The sequence below is a fragment of the Pseudomonas sp. Root71 genome (assembly GCF_001429045.1).
Taxonomy (GTDB): Bacteria; Pseudomonadota; Gammaproteobacteria; order Pseudomonadales; family Pseudomonadaceae; genus Aquipseudomonas; species Aquipseudomonas monachiensis.
Genome location: NZ_LMHY01000009.1, coordinates 14594 through 30152 on the forward strand (window position 1 = coordinate 14594; position 15559 = coordinate 30152).

Consider the following 15559-nt stretch of genomic DNA (forward strand, 5'->3'; position numbering starts at 1 on the left):
CATATTTATTATTAATTTTTATTTGCAGACTAATACTCTCAAGATGGGGCCAACGCAATCGGAGGTTCCCATGGCACTGCAACCCTACAAAAACTACATCGGCGGCAACTGGTGCGAAGGCCAGGGCGTTATCGCCAACCACAGCCCTTCGGATGTTCAAGACCTCATTGGCCATTACCACCAGGCCAGCGCCGAGCAGACGCTGGATGCCATCGCCGCCGCCCGCGATGCCCAGCCGCAATGGGCCGCCAGTGGCCTGGAGCAGCGCCAGCAAGTATTGATGGCCATCGGCAACGAGTTGATGGCGCGTAAGGAAGAACTCGGCGAACTGCTCTCCCGGGAAGAAGGCAAGCCGCTGGCCGAGGGCGTCGGCGAAGTCAATCGCTCCGCGCAGTTCTTCCACTACTACGCGGCTGAAGTGCTGCGTCAGATGGGTGAGACAGCCGCCTCGGTACGTCCCGGCATCGAGATCGAAGTCCAGCGTGAACCGGTCGGCGTGATCGGCATCATCACGCCGTGGAATTTCCCCATGGCCACCGCCGCGTGGAAGATCGCCCCGGCCCTGGCCTTCGGCAACGCCGTGGTGTTCAAACCGGCAAACCTGGTACCGGCCAGTGCCTGGGCCCTGACTGAAATCATCAGCCGCCAGGCCTTGCCCGCCGGCACCTTCAACCTGGTCATGGGCAGCGGCGCGGTGGTTGGCGAAAGCCTGATCCAGTCCGCCGACATCGATGCGTTGACCTTCACCGGTTCCCTGCAGACCGGTCGCCGCGTCGCGGTCGCCACCGCCGGCAATCTGGTGCGTTGCCAACTGGAAATGGGCAGCAAGAACGCCTTGGTGGTGCTCGATGACGCCGACCTCGAAATCGCCGTGGAATGCGCGTTGAACGGCGCCTTCTTCGGTACCGGGCAAAAGTGTACGGCCTCTTCGCGATTGATCGTCTGCGACGGCATCCATGACCGCTTCGTCGAGGCGCTGGTGGCACGCATGCGTCAACTGAAGGTCGGTCATGCGCTCGGACAAGGGGTGCAGATCGGCCCGGTGGCTGAAGCCCGGCAACTGGAGCAGAACCTTCATTACCTGCAACTGGCCGAAGACGAAGGCGCAACCCTGGTCGAGGGCGGCGAACTGCTGAACCTGCAACCGGCCGGGCACTACATGCGCCCCGCCCTGTTCACCAACACCCACAACAGCATGCGCATCAATCGCGAAGAGGTTTTCGGGCCGATTGCCTGTGTGATCCGGGTCGGCGATTACGAAGAAGCCCTCGCCGTGTTGAACGATACCGAATACGGCCTCACCGCCGGGATCATCACCCAGTCGCTGCGTTATGCCAGCGACTTCAAGCGCCGTGCCCGCACCGGTTGCGTCATGGTCAACCTGCCCACCGCCGGCACCGATTACCACGTGCCGTTCGGCGGCCGCAAAGCCTCCAGCTTCGGGCCGCGCGAGCAAGGGCAGTACGCCCGCGAGTTCTACACCGTGGTCAAGACCACCTACGTGCGTCCTTGAACAGGAGATCACCATGCACGATTTATTGATGATCGACGGCCTGCAATATTCCCACTGGAACGAAGAGATCTTTCGCCAGATGCAGGCCGGTGGCCTGAGCGCGGTGCACGCCACCATCGCCTACCACGAGAACGCCAGGGAAACCCTGTCGCGCATCGGCGAATGGAACCGGCGCTTCGAAACCTGGCCCGAGCTGATTCGTCCGGTGCGCGAGGCTTCGGACATTCGCCTGGCACACCAGGAAGGCCGCGTCGGGATTTTCTTCGGATTCCAGAACTGCTCGCCGATCGAAGACGACATCAGCCTGGTGGAGGTTTTCCGCCAGCTCGGCGTACTGATCATGCAGCTCACCTACAACAACCAGAGCCTGCTGGCCAGCGGTTGCTACGAGACCGAAGACAATGGCATCAGCCGTTTCGGCCGCCAGGTGATCCGCGAGATGAACCGCGTCGGCATGCTGATCGACATGTCCCACAGCGCCGAGCGCAGCACCCTGGAAGCCATCGAGTTGTCGAGCCGGCCGGTGATCGTCTCCCACGCCAACCCGTCGAGTTTCCACGCGGCCAAACGCAACAAGTCCAACGCGGTGTTGCGCGGCATCGCCGAGTCCGGCGGTCTGCTGGGTTTCAGTACTTACCCGTTTCACCTCAAGGGCGCGTCGGGCTGCACCCTGGAATCGTTCTGCGACATGGTCGCCAGCACGGCGGAGCTGATGGGCGTCGAACACATCGGCATCGGCACCGACCTGTGCCAGCAACAACCCCTGCAAGTGCTCGAATGGATGCGCAACGGGCGCTGGAGCAAAGACAAGGATTACGGCGAAGGATCAAAGGACAACGCCAACTGGCCGGCACCGCTGCAATGGTTCCGCGACAGCCGGGATTTCCCGGTCATCGCCCAGGGCCTGCGCGACCGTGGCTTCGCCGAGGACGAGGTACGCAACATCATGGGACTCAACTGGTTGCGCCTGCTGGAAAACGCTACGACGGCGCAAGACTGACTCTTGATCGACACCGTGAGGACAGCATGAAAAATAACAACAATAGCCTCCCGTTCATCTCCCCGACCGGCGATGCACAGCCCCAGGCGCGTATTTTGGAGGCATCATGAAAACATCCGACTCCCTGCAAGCCGACGTCCAGCCACTGGACCTCGCACCGCCGAAAAAAGACATCGACTGGCCGCTGTTTTTAATCAGTGGCGGCTTCCTCGGCGCCTTCCTGATCGCGGCACTGATCAACATCGATGGCGTATCGCTGTTGGTGAATACGCTGTTCGCCTGGTCGACGAAGTTCTTTGGCTTGTACTGGCAGATCCTGATGCTGGCGACCTTCGCCATGAGCCTGTTCATCTGCTTCAGCAAATGCGGGCGGGTACGCCTGGGCGGCGTCGACCAGCGTCCCGATACCAGCACCTTCAATTGGATCGCCGTGATCATGTGCGCCCTGCTCGCCGGTGGCGGTGCGTTCTGGGCGGCAGCGGAACCGATGATGCACTTCGCCAGCCCGCCACCGTTGTTCGCCGGGGTGCAGCCTCACACCGAAGCCGCCGCACACGCTGCGCTCGCGCAATCGTTCGTGCATTGGGGCTTTCTGGCCTGGGCAGTGCTGGGCAGCCTGCTGGCCATCGTGCTGATGCATTTGCACTACGACAAAGGCTTGCCACTGGCACCGCGTACCCTGCTCTATCCGTTGTTCGGTGAGCGTGCGCTCAAGGGCCCGATCGGCACGCTGGCGGACGCCACCTCGATCATCGCCGTCGTCGCCGGGACCATCGGCCCGATCGGTTTCCTCGGCCTGCAAATCAGCAGTGCGTTGCATTCGGTCTGGGGCATTCCCAATGACCTGATGGTGCAGTCCATCACCATCGTGCTGGTCACGGTGATGTACACCATTTCCTGCCTGGTCGGCCTCGAAGGCATCCGCTTCGTCAGCGGGATCAACGTCTGGCTGATGATCGGCCTGGCGGTGTTCATGGTGCTGCTGGGGCCCACCGCTTTCATTCTCGGCGGCTTTCCCACCGCGTTCGCCTTGCACCTGGAGCAGTTCATTCCGATGACCCTGTTCCGCGCCGATCCGAAATGGCTGGACTGGTGGACGGTGTTCTACTGGGGCTGGTTCATTGGCTACGCGCCGATGGTCGCCCTGTATGTGGCGAAGATTTCCCGTGGCCGGACCATCCGTGAAGTGATCATGACCCTGTCGATCATCGCACCGCTGGTCACCATGTTCTGGTTCACCATCGTCGGTGGCGCCGGCATCGGCATGGAATTGCAGACGCCAGGCATCGTCACCGCCCACGGCGCGCAGCCCGAAGATCTGCTGCTGGGCGTGACCCAGAACCTGCCCCTGGGTGGACTGATCTCGGCGCTGTTCCTGTTCCTGAGCTTCATTTCCGTGGCCACCAACGGCGATGCGATGGCGTTCACCGTGGCGATGGCGATGTCCAGCAATGACAAGCCAAAGCCATGGTTGCGTGCCTTCTGGGCCATCGGCATGGGCCTGGCCGCGGTGGTGTTGATCACCATTGGTTCTGGCGGGGTCACGGCGCTGCAATCCTTTATCGTAATTACTGCCGTACCGGTTTCACTGCTGATCCTGCCGTCGCTCTGGGATGCTCTGCGCATCGCCCGGCAGATGGCTCGCGAACAGGCAGTCTGACGATGAACAGTTCAGGAATCGCAATGATGTCGCACACCGACACAGACACCTCTTCGGCCTTGCGGCCCACCGCCCGGGTCATGGACCTGGAGCGACTGGGCAGCCACTTTCAAAGCCGCTTGAGTTTCGTGCGCAGCAGCATGCGGCGGATGATGAACGAGCAGTGGCGCATCCAGCGCACCTGCTTCGACCTGGATGCCGAGGGCTTCGGTACGGCGATCTACCGCATCGACACCGCCAGTGCCCACTATCACTGCGTGATTTTCTCCACGTACCTGCCGCCGGAGAAGCGCAGCGACCGGGTCATCGCCGATCAGTGGGATGTCAGTTTTGTCCTGCTCGCCGGCGATGTCGATGAGCAGCAACTGGCTGACCTGCGACGCAATGTGCCGTTGCAGGAAGCCGGGCGTTTTGATTCGCGAGTGCTGGTGCTGTCGCGGGCCAACCGCAGCCTGCGCAACTTCGAACGCTTCCTCGAAGCGCTGGCCGAAGGTTGTCAGCCAGACCCGCGGCAACTGGCCGAGGTCGGCTACCTGTATCGCACCACCGCGGTGTACGGCAACGGCAAGTTCGGCATCGCCGACTTCAGTTGCCTGCAAGGCACTGCGGACTTCACACAACCCTTCAGCGCCCAGATGTTCACCGTGTATCTGTTGCGGCATTTCAGCATCGAGCAGATCGAACACATGGCCCGGGCGCGCAATCCACAGCGGGCGGTGGGCCTGGACCCTGCCCTGCAGCGTTACCTTGGGGTCGGCAATTCCACGGGGCTGGGCATGGCGCCGTTCCTGATCAATCACCCGCAACTGGTCAACCAATGGCTGTGGGCCAGGGAAACCGCACTGGCGCAGGTTGTGGCGCAAGCGGCTGACTTGCCTCATGCCCAGCGCTTTCAGGCGTTGCTGCTACGGGCCCGCCGGCACTTGCAGCAAACCAGCACCGAGGACCAACGGCAAAGCGGCATCGACCAGCAGACGCTGGCCGATCTCGAGCAATTGGCCGAGTGGTTCGCGGGCCAGTCGGTCAACGCGGGGTTGTGGTCACGCCTGCAAGCCTGGGCCGAGGTGAACGTCGGCACCGGTTGCCAGGAACTGCTGGTCAGCCTGCTGCTGGAGTTGTACCCCGAACAGGTCGATCCGCTGGCCGAGCAGATGTCGGTCAACGAGGGGTTTCGCCTGAACGCCGAGATGCCACTGGATGAGCTGTGCGATCTCATCGAGACCAAGTACCGCTGGGCGCTCGACTACGACTTGAGCGACGCCGAGGCCAACCACTTTTTCTGGTATCGCTCGGCGGAAAAGGAAGAACCACGCCTGGGCGAGCGGGCCATGGAGCCAGGCGCCGAGAAGGAAATGCAGTTGGGGATCGCGCACAACATTCAACGTTGTCATCGCGCCCTGCTGGCCTACCGCGAGCAACACCCACGGCAATTGACCGCGCACTTTCTGCTGGCGCTACCGCAGTTCAAAGGCACGGTCTGCCGCCTGCAAGGCATGGCCCGCTGCGCCTTCGGGGAAATCCGCGCCAACCTGATGGACCGCGGCATGCTGCCGATCCACTTGCTGCGCTGCAAGCTGGCGTTCTTCGGCGCCGGCAAGTTCGACCCCAAGTCCAGCCGCTGGGTGCGCATCACCTTGTTTCAGGGGGCACCGCTGGTCAGCGAGATCGGCCAGCCGTTCCCCGACGACTGGAATTTTGCCGTCATGCCTGAACTGACCAACGCTGCCGGAGCACTCTGAAATGCGTGTATCGCTCAATGAAATCCAGGTGATCTGCCGCAAGGCCTTCGAAGGCATCGGCTTTGCACCCGGTGATTGCGACGACGCCGCCGAAATGATTGCCAGGCTGCAACAGCAAGGCCTCGACGGTATCGGCGCGCTGCAAAAAGCGTTGGACTTCCTTCACGATGAAGTCGATCGCCCCATCGAAACCTGCTACGAAGACGCCACGCAACTGACCCTCGACGCCCATGGCCAGAGCGTATTGCGCTGCGCCGCCCAGGCAATCGAACTGGGGGTGAGCAAGGCCTTGCGCCGCGGCAGTGCGCTGATCCGCGTCCGCCATTGCCACAACCGCATCCTGCTGCTGGGCTACCTGGCGCGCTGTGCCGGAGAAGGCCTGAATTTTTGTGTGTACTGGCGCGATGCCCGGCAGGAGCTGGTGGCCACCTTCAGCGCCGGGAACACCCACCCGGCCTTGCGGGTATATGACCTGCCGCAACCGGCGCAGGGCGACGAGCAAAGCATCAACGTGCTGATTTCCAGACACTTCGCGCTGCTGCCACGCCTGAGTGCCGAAGACGCGGCCCCGACGCTTGAATTCAGTCAGCCGGCAGCCGCGGGCGGGCTGCAGGTCAATGATGAAGTCTGGGCCCAGTTGAAAAAGCTGGGTGAACGGGTGCTGGTGGAAAGCACCGAAGAATCCCGTCGCCGTGGAGCCGGTGAAGGCAGCGACGCCCGGTAAGCCCCTCAAACCCGTATCAGGAATCATCAATGAAACAGGCGATCAAGACCGACCTCTTTGCCTCGCGCGCGCCATTGGAATGGGCTGTTGTCGGCAACGGCACGCTGTACACCGCGCAAATCCCCATCGACCGCCAGGGCCAGGTGGTGAGCGGCGGCATCGAAGCACAAACCCGGCAGACCCTGGACAACCTGCGCCATACCCTGCAAGCCGCCGGCAGCTCGCTGGACGCGGTCACCCAGGTACTGATCTACGTCACTGACCGCAGCTACCTGGCAACCGTGAATGCGCTCTACACCGAGTACTTCCAGGCGCCCTACCCTAACCGCGCCGCCATGGTCGTGGCGGGCCTGGCCCGGGAAGAAATGCTCGTGGAGCTGGTGGTGTACGCCTGCATGGATTGATCGATTCAGGTCCGCTTGCGGGTCACTGATGTACACAAAACCTGTGGGAGCGAGGTTGCTCGCGATGGCGGTAGATCAGTCAACATCTCTGTTGCCTGAAAGGCCATCTTCGCGAGCAAGCCCGCTCCCACAAAAGTCCTACCCTTCGTCGGACATTCGGTTCCGGCTACAAACAGGTTCGCTCGCGCCGTGAACCTTGTCTCCAGACCCCGGTCATACCCGAGCGTTTTTCCTCTCCTATCGTCGTCATCTCATCCGAGTTGTCCGTCCATGCGCCAAACCGCCGTTGCCTTGCGCTTTTCTTCGCTGTGCCTGTTTTCCCTGCTCCCCGTTTATGCAAGCCCCGCCCATGCCGATGGGCAACGGCAACTGGTAGACGCCATCAACGACTATCGCGCCCATCCGCAACGCTGCGACCGGCGGCCGACGCAACGCTTATCACCCCTGACGCTCAAGTCGAACCTGGCCCTGCCTGTTGGCTATGGCGGTGGGCTGCGGGACCGGTTAAAGGCTTCCGGCTATCAGGCCACCATGGTGCGGTCGATTCGCGTGGTGGGTGCACGGGATGCCGAAGAAGCCTTCGATCTGTTCCAGGACGAGCACTGCGCCGCACTGCTCGACAACCAATACGCCGACATCGGCGTCAGCCGCGCCGGGAGTGAATGGCAAGTGGTGCTGGCACGGCCGGTGCTCGATGGGAAAACCGGCGACCCACGCAGCGCCGCACAGGCGTTGCTGGCGCAGGTCAACGCCGCCCGGGCCAGGCCGCGCATGTGCGGTCGCCAGCGGTTTGGCGCCGCGCGGCCGCTGTCCTGGAGTGCCGCCTTGGGTTCCGCAGCACAAAACCACAGCAAGGATATGGCCTACGGCAACTATTTCGCCCACCAGGCCCCCGACGGAGACATGCCCTATGACCGTGCCAAGGCCGCCGGCTACCGTGGCCGGCAGATCGGTGAAAACATCGCCGCCGGGCAAGGCTCACCCAGCAAGGCCATGGCCGGCTGGCTCGCCAGCCCCGGGCACTGCGCCAACCTGATGAACCCGATGTTCACCCAGGTCGGTGCCGCCTACGCCGCCAACGCCCGCAGCGACAACGGTGTCTACTGGACGATGCTGTTTGGCGCGCCTTGAGCCGCCGGCCGGACCCACCTCGCGGGCATTAAAAAGCCCGCACTGAGCGGGCTTTGTGGGTGGATGTAACAAGTAGGTGGCCGGTGCTGGTCTCCGGCTTACAAGGTTTATCAGGCCTCCCACAAAAGAGTCGTGAAACTGTAATGGAACTCTTCTGCTTCACACGGCACAAGGGCTGGATCCCAGCGCGGGGATCTTTCTAACCGTGTACCCTTCGGAACGCGCCCCACGTCTCCTTGCTATCCTTTTGCGCATCAGTCTGCGTCTTCACCTACAGGTTTGAGGATAGCAAAACAGGAGCGTTTTCCAACCGGGCTTTTAGACCGATTTCGACCAGCAGAAAACATGGCAGGACGGAAAAATACTATCAGTGCGCAGATGACTGTAATAGATGAATTTCGCCAGGGCAGCTGCCTTTGTGTGAGCCAGCTTGCTCGCGATGTGGCCAGCACATTCAACATTGATTTCGACTGCTCGCAAATTTTGCGTACACCCGCTAACCCTGTGGGAGCGAGCTTGCTCGCGATAGCGTCAAATCAGTCAACATTGATGTTGCCTGACACTCTCCCACAGTGATTTCGACTGCTCGCAGATTTTGCGTACACCCGCTAATCCTGTGGGAGCGAGCTTGCTCGCGATAGCGTCAAATCAGTCAACATTGATGTTGCCTGACACTCCGCATTCGCGAGCAGGTCGGATCGCCGCACCGTCGCTCCCACAAAGGTTGTACCTGTTGACCTGGCCGCTGCGCCTCACGAAGGCCGACGCACCACCCTCACCTTGCCGCTATCGCCACCACCGCAGAACAACCGCTCGCCACCATCGGACTCAAGCCCCGACACGCCCACGCCTTCGGGCATTGTCAGGCTCTGCAGCACTTCGCCCGATTGCGGATCGATGCGGCGCAATTCGCTCTCATCGCCTTCCCACGTACCGTGCCACAGCGCACCGTCCACCCAGGTCACGCCGGTGACGAAACGGTTGGATTCGATGGTGCGCAAGATCTTGCCGGTCTCGGGGTCGATCTGGTGGATCTTGCGTTCACGGTACTGGCCCACCCACAACGTCCCTTCGGCCCAGGTCAGCCCCGAATCGGTGCCTGCGCCGGGGGCAGGAATGGTTGAGAGGATACGACCGTTGCGGGGGTCGATCTTGTGGATGCGGTCTTCGGCGATCTGGAACAGGTGCTCCCCGTCAAACGCGGTGCCGGCATGGGCAGCGACATTGATCGAGCCCAGCACCTTGCCGCTTTCCGGGTCCAGGGCGTTGATTTTGCTGTTGCAGGCGAACCAGACCTTTTCGCCGTCCCAGGTGACGCCGCATACGTGGTCGACATCGGCAAACGGGCCATATTCACGAATGATTTCAGCAGTTGCTTGTTTCATCTGGCATTCCTCGACGGGGGTTGGTGGCGTTCATCCTAACCACCGGGCAGCGGCGCCGGGAGTAACAAGGTCGTCGCGAATCCCGGCACGGGCGGCGTCATCCAGCGCCGTGCGCGACCACGGCCAAACCACTGCACCTTGCCCTGCTCCGCCAGTGTATCGAGCGCCCGTTGCACCGTGCGCTGACTGGTACCCAGCGCCAGTGCCAGGGCGGAACTCGACCACGACTCGCCATCGGCGAGGCAGGCAAATACCGCGGCAAATTTTTCCTCGACCGGTTGCGCCAGTGTCACCACCTGCGTACACACTGGCGATTGCAGGGCATAACCGCAGGCCGTCGCGATGACACCGGCCAACGGCTTGAGCGCTTTACGCAACCTGCCGATTTCCACGCGAAGCCGGGCACGATGGGATTCATCCGAGAGCTTCAGGCGAAACGCCCGGGCGATCAGCACTTCCCGCGCAACGTCGCCGGGCCACGCCTCGGCCAACGCACGGGCGAGCACAAACAAAATCGGCCGCGTCGCGAACGATACCGACATGCCACAACCGCGCACAACGTACCGGCAGGCATCCACCACCAGTGACGTTGAACAAAACAACGCTTCAACATCATCGAGCAACAGCGGCCGTACTTCACCCTGGGCAATCAGGCGTGCCGCGGGGGCATCGAGCAGATGCGCAGCGTGTTGGACCTCAGCGATCAGCGCGGCAATCCCGGCTTGACCGGCAGCCTGCCCGGCCCTGTTCAACGCCCCCCGCGCCACGTGCGATTGCAGGCGCCGAATGGCTATGCCCGCCAGCACCAGTTCATGGGTTGCCCGCAAGGCCGGCGGCAATCGGCCGGGATCGAGGCCGGTCAATAACTGCTGCGCCTCGTCGAGTTGCCCGATCAACAGCAAACGGCGAATTTGCAGGTAGCGCGCATGGGCGGCATTGACCCGGTCACCGTGGTGTTCAAGGGTGACCCGCGCCGTTTCGAGCGCCTTGACCGGCCACCCGAGCTCCCGCGAAGCCAGGGCGATTTCGGCCTCGGCCACCACACAGCGCGCCCGGGCCAGCACTTCCTTGGGCGCAAATGCCCGTTGCGCACGCTTGACCAGTGACCTGGCCCGCACCAGATCGCCCAGTTGCGCCATGGCGATACCGCGCAGGGCAAGCGCCGGCGCATCGTCACGCAAGGCCACGCGGTCCAGTGCGCCCAGCGGATTGCCCGCCGCCAGCGCCTGTGCGGCGGCCGTAATCATCGAGTCCATGGAAATCCCGCCACGCTTGTCACTCCCATCATTTGACACCCGGGTTTAGTCTAAATCACGACCTTTCACCAGGAGCGTAGAACGATGAACACCCACACAACCGCGTCCCGGGACCAATGGCTGACGGCTCGCCTGCAACTGCTCGAAGCGGAAAAGGCCCTGACCCGACGCAGCGATGAAGTGGCCAGGCAACGCCAGGCATTGCCCTGGGTTCGCCTCGACAAGACGTACCGCTTCGATACCGACAACGGCAGCGCCACCCTGGCCGAACTCTTTCAAGGGCGCTCGCAGCTGCTGGTCTACCACTTCATGTTCGGCCCCGACTACACGGCAGGCTGCCCGTCCTGCTCAGCCATCGCCGATGGCTTCGAGCCCGTCGTCGTCCACCTGGCGAACCACGACGTGACCCTGCTGGCGATATCCCGCGCACCGTTGGCGAAACTGCAGGCCTACAAGCGCCGAATGGGCTGGACCTTCCCCTGGGCCTCGGCCGCCGACAGCGACTTCACCGCCGACTTCAATGTCTATTTCACCGAAGCCCAGCAGCGCGAAGGCTTGGTCGAATACAACTACCAGCGCGGCGGCCATGCCATGGACGCCAGTGAAATACCGGAACCGGTGAAACAGTTCGCCGCGACCTGTGGCACCGATGCGCCCACCTATACCCGCGACCGGCCGGGGCTGAGTACGTTCGTGCTGGAAGACGGCGCGATCTATCACACCTACTCCACCTACGCGCGGGGTCTGGACGGATTGTGGAGCATGTACCAATGGCTCGACCGCGCGCCCAAGGGCCGCAATGAGACGGGGCCCTGGTGGCGTCGGCATGATGAGTACCGGTGAGCGCGGAGGCGGGGTCGACACTCCATGGATACGGAGCTGGCACACCAGGCAATCAGAGTGATCGGCGGTGTGTAATCACGCCGGCGGAATCGTCGCCAGCATGCCAATCAGGATGGTCAACAGCAGAAAACCGCCGAGAAAAATCGTCATCTTGGCCATGGGGCCTCCCACACAATGAATTGGCGGTACAGGGCGGCATGTGCTGCCGTACCGGAGATTTATTGTGGGCTGACGGCTGTATTCGTTACAGAGGCAGATTGCGCTGAAAAATACGGATCAGATCCGCTTTCAGGCTGTGCTTTCAAGGGTTTCCCAGGAAGCAGTTTGCGCGCGATATCCACGAAAGGCGTGACGATCAAGCCCTGCAGCGTCAGGTAACGCTCGTGATCCTGTTCGCCGGTACCGAAATGGATGGCCTCGGGTGTGGACCGGGTGACGTACAGCGTGCCGAACATCCAGTCCCACAGTGACAGGTTGATGCCGAAGTTCTTGTTGAAGTGTCGCGGTGCATCGCTGTGATGAATCTGGTGTTGCGCCGGGCTGCTCAGTACCCGCTCCAGCACCGGCCCGAAGGAAAACCAGACATGGCTGTGACGCAGGTTGGCCGCCAGGGCATTGAAGATGAATACGATGTAGGTCACGCCAAACAAGGTATAGCGGCTGATCTCCCCGCCACAGACGTACCAGAAGACACCGGCAAACGCGCCGACGCAGATGATGTCCGTGAGCTTTTCGACCACTTCTTCCAGAAAGTGCACGCGGCTGGCCGTCGCCGGAACCAGCACGGGCGCCGAATGATGGACTTTGTGGAAGGCCCACAGGTACCGCGAATGGAAAGCGCGATGGCCCCAGTAATGGCTGAAATCCTTGACCAGAAATACGCCCAGCCCATAGAGCAGGGTCAACGCCAGGTGCTCCTCCACTTGCGTACGCGCGCCCCATAGTTGGGTGAAGAACGCGATGTAGTCCGCTGAACGCAAGACGTACGGATCCACCAGACCGACGATGGGCAGCACCAGGGCAACCTTGAGGATGGCGAGTACGAAGTAGTAGCGGTAGTCCAGCAGTGCCGAGCGATGCAGGTACACCCGGCGGCCGCCGATGAACTGCCCGAATGAGCGAGCGTCGGTCAGGCCCCGGGATTCTCGGTAGCGGAACAGGCAGTAGGCGACGCCGTAAGACATGCAGAGAAAGGCTAGACCGAGTCTGCCGTTGAAGTCGAAAATGCCCAGGAACTGCCGGGTGACCGGTTCGATCACCCACAGGGATAAATAAAGATGGATTGTGGCAAGAACATCCATACCAGGCTGCCCAACGTAAATGGAAGGGCAATTGTAAATGAGAATGAGTCTTTAGTGTGTTGATTTATGACCGGCTGTCAGCCGCCCAGCGCAATGATCGCAAGGATCAGCACACCCCCCGTAGCGGCCATGATCACCCCACCCTGCCATTGCGTGGCGCCAGCGTATCTGGCGAGCATCCAGCCGGCGATGAACAGCACCACGAGCCCGATCAGGTTGGACAGGCGAATGGCGAGTGCCGTCTGATCCAGCAGTATGAACGGCACCACCAGCGGAAACGTCGAGCCCACGACCAACAGGAAAACCCCGAGGGCGCCCCTGAAGTCGTTCCAGCCCAGGCCCGCCCTGATCGGCAAGGAGGGCTGCTCGAGCAGCCGCCGGCGCAACAACTCCAGGCCCTCGCTGCCGGCCGCCGTCGCGAACTGCAACGGCAATACCTGCGCAACGAGCGCCTGGCCGGCCGCGGCGTCCGCGCCATTGCGCAAGGCCATGTACAGCTTGATCCTGCGCGTGCGCTCGACCAGTGCGCGCAACAGGTACATGACCGCATCGGCCAGTCCCCAGGCGAGATTGCAGCCGAGCGCGGCAATCATCATCGTGCGTTCGGCTGCCTGGTCCGCCGTGGCCACGCTGATGGTGCCGGTGAACGTCATGGCCATCAGCAGGCCGAAGATTACCTCGGTAATGCGCTCGACAGGGTCCAGTACAGGCGCCCTTTCGAATTGACCATTGTCTGGCATGAACTCACCTCGTCGGAGTGTGCTTGCACGATATCGGTCGACGCGTCGGCCAGGCACCGGTTGTTCCGGCTGGATAGCCGCATCCCCGTCAAGTGTAGATTGAACGGCTACACTCAGGCGCACACGTTATCTGCTTCAAGAGGAGTGGTTCATGCTTGATTACTTCGCCCTGGGCCTGCTGGTCTTTGTCGGGCTTGTGCTGTTTTACGGGATCATCCTGCTCCACGACATCCCCTATGAAATTGCTGTCCACCGCAACCACCCTCACCAGGATGCAATCCACGCCACCGGCTGGGTCAGCCTCTTCACCCTGCACGCGCTGTGGCCGTTCCTGTGGATCTGGGCCATGGCCTATCGAGAGGACCGGGGCTGGGGTTTCAGTGACGGACATTCACCCAAAAGTCATGTGGTTCACCTCGAGCAACAGGTCGCCGAGCTGCAAGGCCGGATCGAGCGCCTGGAGGCAGCGACGGGCACGACCCAGAACCGGGTGCCAACGGACAATCTCGGCGAGGGCATTTGAGCCATGGATCTCTTACTCATTCTGACGTATGCCGCTCTGTGCGTAGCCATCTTCAAGATCTTCCGCATCCCCCTGAACAAATGGACAGTACCCACGGCGGTGCTGGGCGGAGTCGTGATTATCGGCGCGCTGATTTTCACGATGAACTACAACCACCCCTACTCCGAGGTGGCGCGTTCCTATTTCGTGTCGGTTCCGGTGATTCCCGTGGTCAGCGGCCAGGTGATCGATGTACCGGTGAAGACCAACCAGCCCCTGGAAAAAGGCGATGTGCTGTTTCGCATCGACCCGGCGCCGTTCGAGTACCGACTGAAATCCCTCAAGGCGCAACTGATTGCCGCCCAGGCCGATCGCGCGCGGATCACCGAGCTGATCAAGCGTAATTTCAGTACCCAACGGGAACTGGACATGGTGGTCGCGCGCAGCGATGACCTGAAGGCACAACTGGACAGCGCGCAGTACGAACTCGACAACACCACGGTCCGTGCGCCGAGCAAAGGCTTCGTCACCCATGTTTCGCTGCGTCCGGGCATGATGGCGACCAAGCTGCCGCTGCGCCCTTCGATGGTCTTCATTCCCGCGGAAGGGCATTACTTCTCCGCGTGGATGCGCCAGAACAGCCTGTTGCGCCTGACCGAGGGCGATGAGGCCGAGGTCGCTTTCGACGGCATTCCGGGCAAGGTGTTCGAAGGCAAGGTCAAGACCGTCGTTTCGGTGATCGCCGAAGGCCAGATCCAGCCGTCGGGCACGCTGATCGGCTTCACCGGTTCACCACCGGCCGGCCGGGTCCCGGTGATCATTGAGATCACCGACCCCGACTATGCCCAGTACGCCGGCCAGATGCCGGGCGGTGCCTACGGCCAGGCGGCGTTGTACAGCCAGCATTTCCATCACATCGCGATGATGCGCAAAATCCTTCTGCGCATGGCCGCCTGGATGAACTACATCTTCCCGTTCCACTAACCCGGGCAGCATCGGCCACTGGCTCAATCCCTGGATTGGGTCAGTGGCCGGTTCAGCAAACCGGACTGATTTCGCAGGCTAAGGATCGGAGGAAGAAGGCCAGACAGTGGGTCGCACCATTGGGGTGCTGGAAGAATCGACAGGAAGGAGCGAGGCAGCGAGGGTCGGCGCTAAATAATCCAATACAGCAGCAGGCGAGAAGCAATCCAGTGAGACGCCTGGACCACCCCCCATGCCAGCAGGGCACACATCAACAGGTAGCCCGCAAGGAACCTGAACATCGCGTCCCTTTCCATGCAACCCTCCCGGCTTTACAGCCATACAAGGCGTTCAATGCCAGCGCGTAACCATTACGACGTCCGTCTCGCCCGTATAGG

At 61.8% G+C, this 15559-nt stretch carries 14 protein-coding genes; 10 read left to right on the top strand and 4 right to left on the bottom strand.

What is annotated here, in order from left to right; all coding sequences use genetic code 11:
* Positions 1–70: 70 nt before the first annotated feature.
* The 7 genes from ASD95_RS08985 (at position 71) to ASD95_RS09015 (ending at position 8171) form a co-directional block, all read left to right on the top strand.
* Complete coding sequence (locus tag ASD95_RS08985; RefSeq protein ID WP_056727313.1) at positions 71–1513, top strand: aldehyde dehydrogenase family protein; 1443 nt, start codon at positions 71–73, stop codon at positions 1511–1513.
* Positions 1514–1526: 13 nt separating this feature from the next.
* Positions 1527–2513: a dipeptidase gene (locus ASD95_RS08990; RefSeq protein ID WP_056727315.1), complete on the top strand. Its 987-nt coding sequence runs from the start codon at positions 1527–1529 to the stop codon at positions 2511–2513.
* Positions 2514–2619: 106 nt separating this feature from the next.
* Positions 2620–4173, top strand: a complete 1554-nt coding sequence (locus ASD95_RS08995) for a BCCT family transporter (protein ID WP_056727317.1) — start codon at positions 2620–2622, stop codon at positions 4171–4173.
* A gap of 23 nt (positions 4174–4196) precedes the next feature.
* The gene (locus tag ASD95_RS09000; protein WP_056727318.1) at positions 4197–5912 is read left to right on the top strand and encodes a hypothetical protein; all 1716 of its coding nucleotides are present in this window, start codon (positions 4197–4199) and stop codon (positions 5910–5912) included.
* 1 nt (position 5913) lies between these two features.
* On the top strand, positions 5914–6636 hold the full coding sequence (locus ASD95_RS09005; RefSeq protein WP_056727320.1) for a DUF3726 domain-containing protein: 723 nt from the start codon (positions 5914–5916) through the stop codon (positions 6634–6636).
* A 29-nt stretch (positions 6637–6665) separates the two neighbouring features.
* A complete protein-coding gene (locus tag ASD95_RS09010; RefSeq protein WP_056727322.1) occupies positions 6666–7040 on the top strand; it encodes a RidA family protein in 375 nt (124 codons plus the stop codon).
* Between the two features lie 270 nt (positions 7041–7310).
* The gene (locus tag ASD95_RS09015; RefSeq protein ID WP_056727323.1) at positions 7311–8171 is read left to right on the top strand and encodes a CAP domain-containing protein; all 861 of its coding nucleotides are present in this window, start codon (positions 7311–7313) and stop codon (positions 8169–8171) included.
* A 752-nt stretch (positions 8172–8923) separates the two neighbouring features.
* On the opposite strand, the gene ASD95_RS09020 is transcribed toward ASD95_RS09015, so the two are convergent.
* Both ASD95_RS09020 and ASD95_RS09025 read right to left on the bottom strand, forming a co-directional pair.
* A complete protein-coding gene (locus tag ASD95_RS09020; protein WP_056727325.1) occupies positions 8924–9556 on the bottom strand; it encodes a Vgb family protein in 633 nt (210 codons plus the stop codon).
* 35 nt (positions 9557–9591) lie between these two features.
* Complete coding sequence (locus tag ASD95_RS09025; RefSeq protein ID WP_056727326.1) at positions 9592–10812, bottom strand: hypothetical protein; 1221 nt, start codon at positions 10810–10812, stop codon at positions 9592–9594.
* Between the two features lie 84 nt (positions 10813–10896).
* On the opposite strand from ASD95_RS09025, the gene ASD95_RS09030 reads away from it, so the two are divergent.
* A complete protein-coding gene (locus ASD95_RS09030) occupies positions 10897–11655 on the top strand; it encodes a DUF899 domain-containing protein (RefSeq protein WP_056727329.1) in 759 nt (252 codons plus the stop codon).
* 218 nt (positions 11656–11873) lie between these two features.
* On the opposite strand, the gene ASD95_RS09035 is transcribed toward ASD95_RS09030, so the two are convergent.
* Entirely contained in the window at positions 11874–12956 is a 1083-nt protein-coding gene (locus tag ASD95_RS09035) for a sterol desaturase family protein (protein ID WP_056727331.1), read from the bottom strand.
* Positions 12957–13033: 77 nt separating this feature from the next.
* Positions 13034–13696 (bottom strand): hypothetical protein, encoded by a 663-nt coding sequence (locus tag ASD95_RS09040; protein ID WP_056727333.1) that lies wholly within the window; start codon positions 13694–13696, stop codon positions 13034–13036.
* A gap of 151 nt (positions 13697–13847) precedes the next feature.
* Between ASD95_RS09040 and ASD95_RS09045 the strand changes: the two genes are divergently transcribed.
* Complete coding sequence (locus ASD95_RS09045; RefSeq protein ID WP_056727334.1) at positions 13848–14219, top strand: DUF3302 domain-containing protein; 372 nt, start codon at positions 13848–13850, stop codon at positions 14217–14219.
* Between the two features lie 3 nt (positions 14220–14222).
* Positions 14223–15182 carry an efflux RND transporter periplasmic adaptor subunit gene (locus tag ASD95_RS09050; RefSeq protein WP_056727338.1) on the top strand — a complete coding sequence of 320 codons (960 nt, stop codon included), beginning with the start codon at positions 14223–14225 and terminating at the stop codon, positions 15180–15182.
* The last annotated feature ends 377 nt before the right edge of the window (positions 15183–15559 follow it).

Excerpts from the sequence above, each read along its gene's own strand:
- ASD95_RS08985 (WP_056727313.1), top strand. The coding sequence starts at position 71 with ATGGCACTGCAACCCTACAAAAACTACATCGGCGGCAACTGGTGCGAA.
- ASD95_RS08990 (WP_056727315.1), top strand. The coding sequence starts at position 1,527 with ATGCACGATTTATTGATGATCGACGGCCTGCAATATTCCCACTGGAAC.
- ASD95_RS08995 (WP_056727317.1), top strand. The coding sequence starts at position 2,620 with ATGAAAACATCCGACTCCCTGCAAGCCGACGTCCAGCCACTGGACCTC.
- ASD95_RS09000 (WP_056727318.1), top strand. The coding sequence starts at position 4,197 with ATGATGTCGCACACCGACACAGACACCTCTTCGGCCTTGCGGCCCACC.
- ASD95_RS09005 (WP_056727320.1), top strand. The coding sequence starts at position 5,914 with ATGCGTGTATCGCTCAATGAAATCCAGGTGATCTGCCGCAAGGCCTTC.
- ASD95_RS09010 (WP_056727322.1), top strand. The coding sequence starts at position 6,666 with ATGAAACAGGCGATCAAGACCGACCTCTTTGCCTCGCGCGCGCCATTG.
- ASD95_RS09015 (WP_056727323.1), top strand. The coding sequence starts at position 7,311 with ATGCGCCAAACCGCCGTTGCCTTGCGCTTTTCTTCGCTGTGCCTGTTT.
- ASD95_RS09020 (WP_056727325.1), bottom strand. The coding sequence starts at position 9,556 with ATGAAACAAGCAACTGCTGAAATCATTCGTGAATATGGCCCGTTTGCC.
- ASD95_RS09025 (WP_056727326.1), bottom strand. The coding sequence starts at position 10,812 with ATGGACTCGATGATTACGGCCGCCGCACAGGCGCTGGCGGCGGGCAAT.
- ASD95_RS09030 (WP_056727329.1), top strand. The coding sequence starts at position 10,897 with ATGAACACCCACACAACCGCGTCCCGGGACCAATGGCTGACGGCTCGC.
- ASD95_RS09035 (WP_056727331.1), bottom strand. The coding sequence starts at position 12,956 with ATGGATGTTCTTGCCACAATCCATCTTTATTTATCCCTGTGGGTGATC.
- ASD95_RS09040 (WP_056727333.1), bottom strand. The coding sequence starts at position 13,696 with ATGCCAGACAATGGTCAATTCGAAAGGGCGCCTGTACTGGACCCTGTC.
- ASD95_RS09045 (WP_056727334.1), top strand. The coding sequence starts at position 13,848 with ATGCTTGATTACTTCGCCCTGGGCCTGCTGGTCTTTGTCGGGCTTGTG.
- ASD95_RS09050 (WP_056727338.1), top strand. The coding sequence starts at position 14,223 with ATGGATCTCTTACTCATTCTGACGTATGCCGCTCTGTGCGTAGCCATC.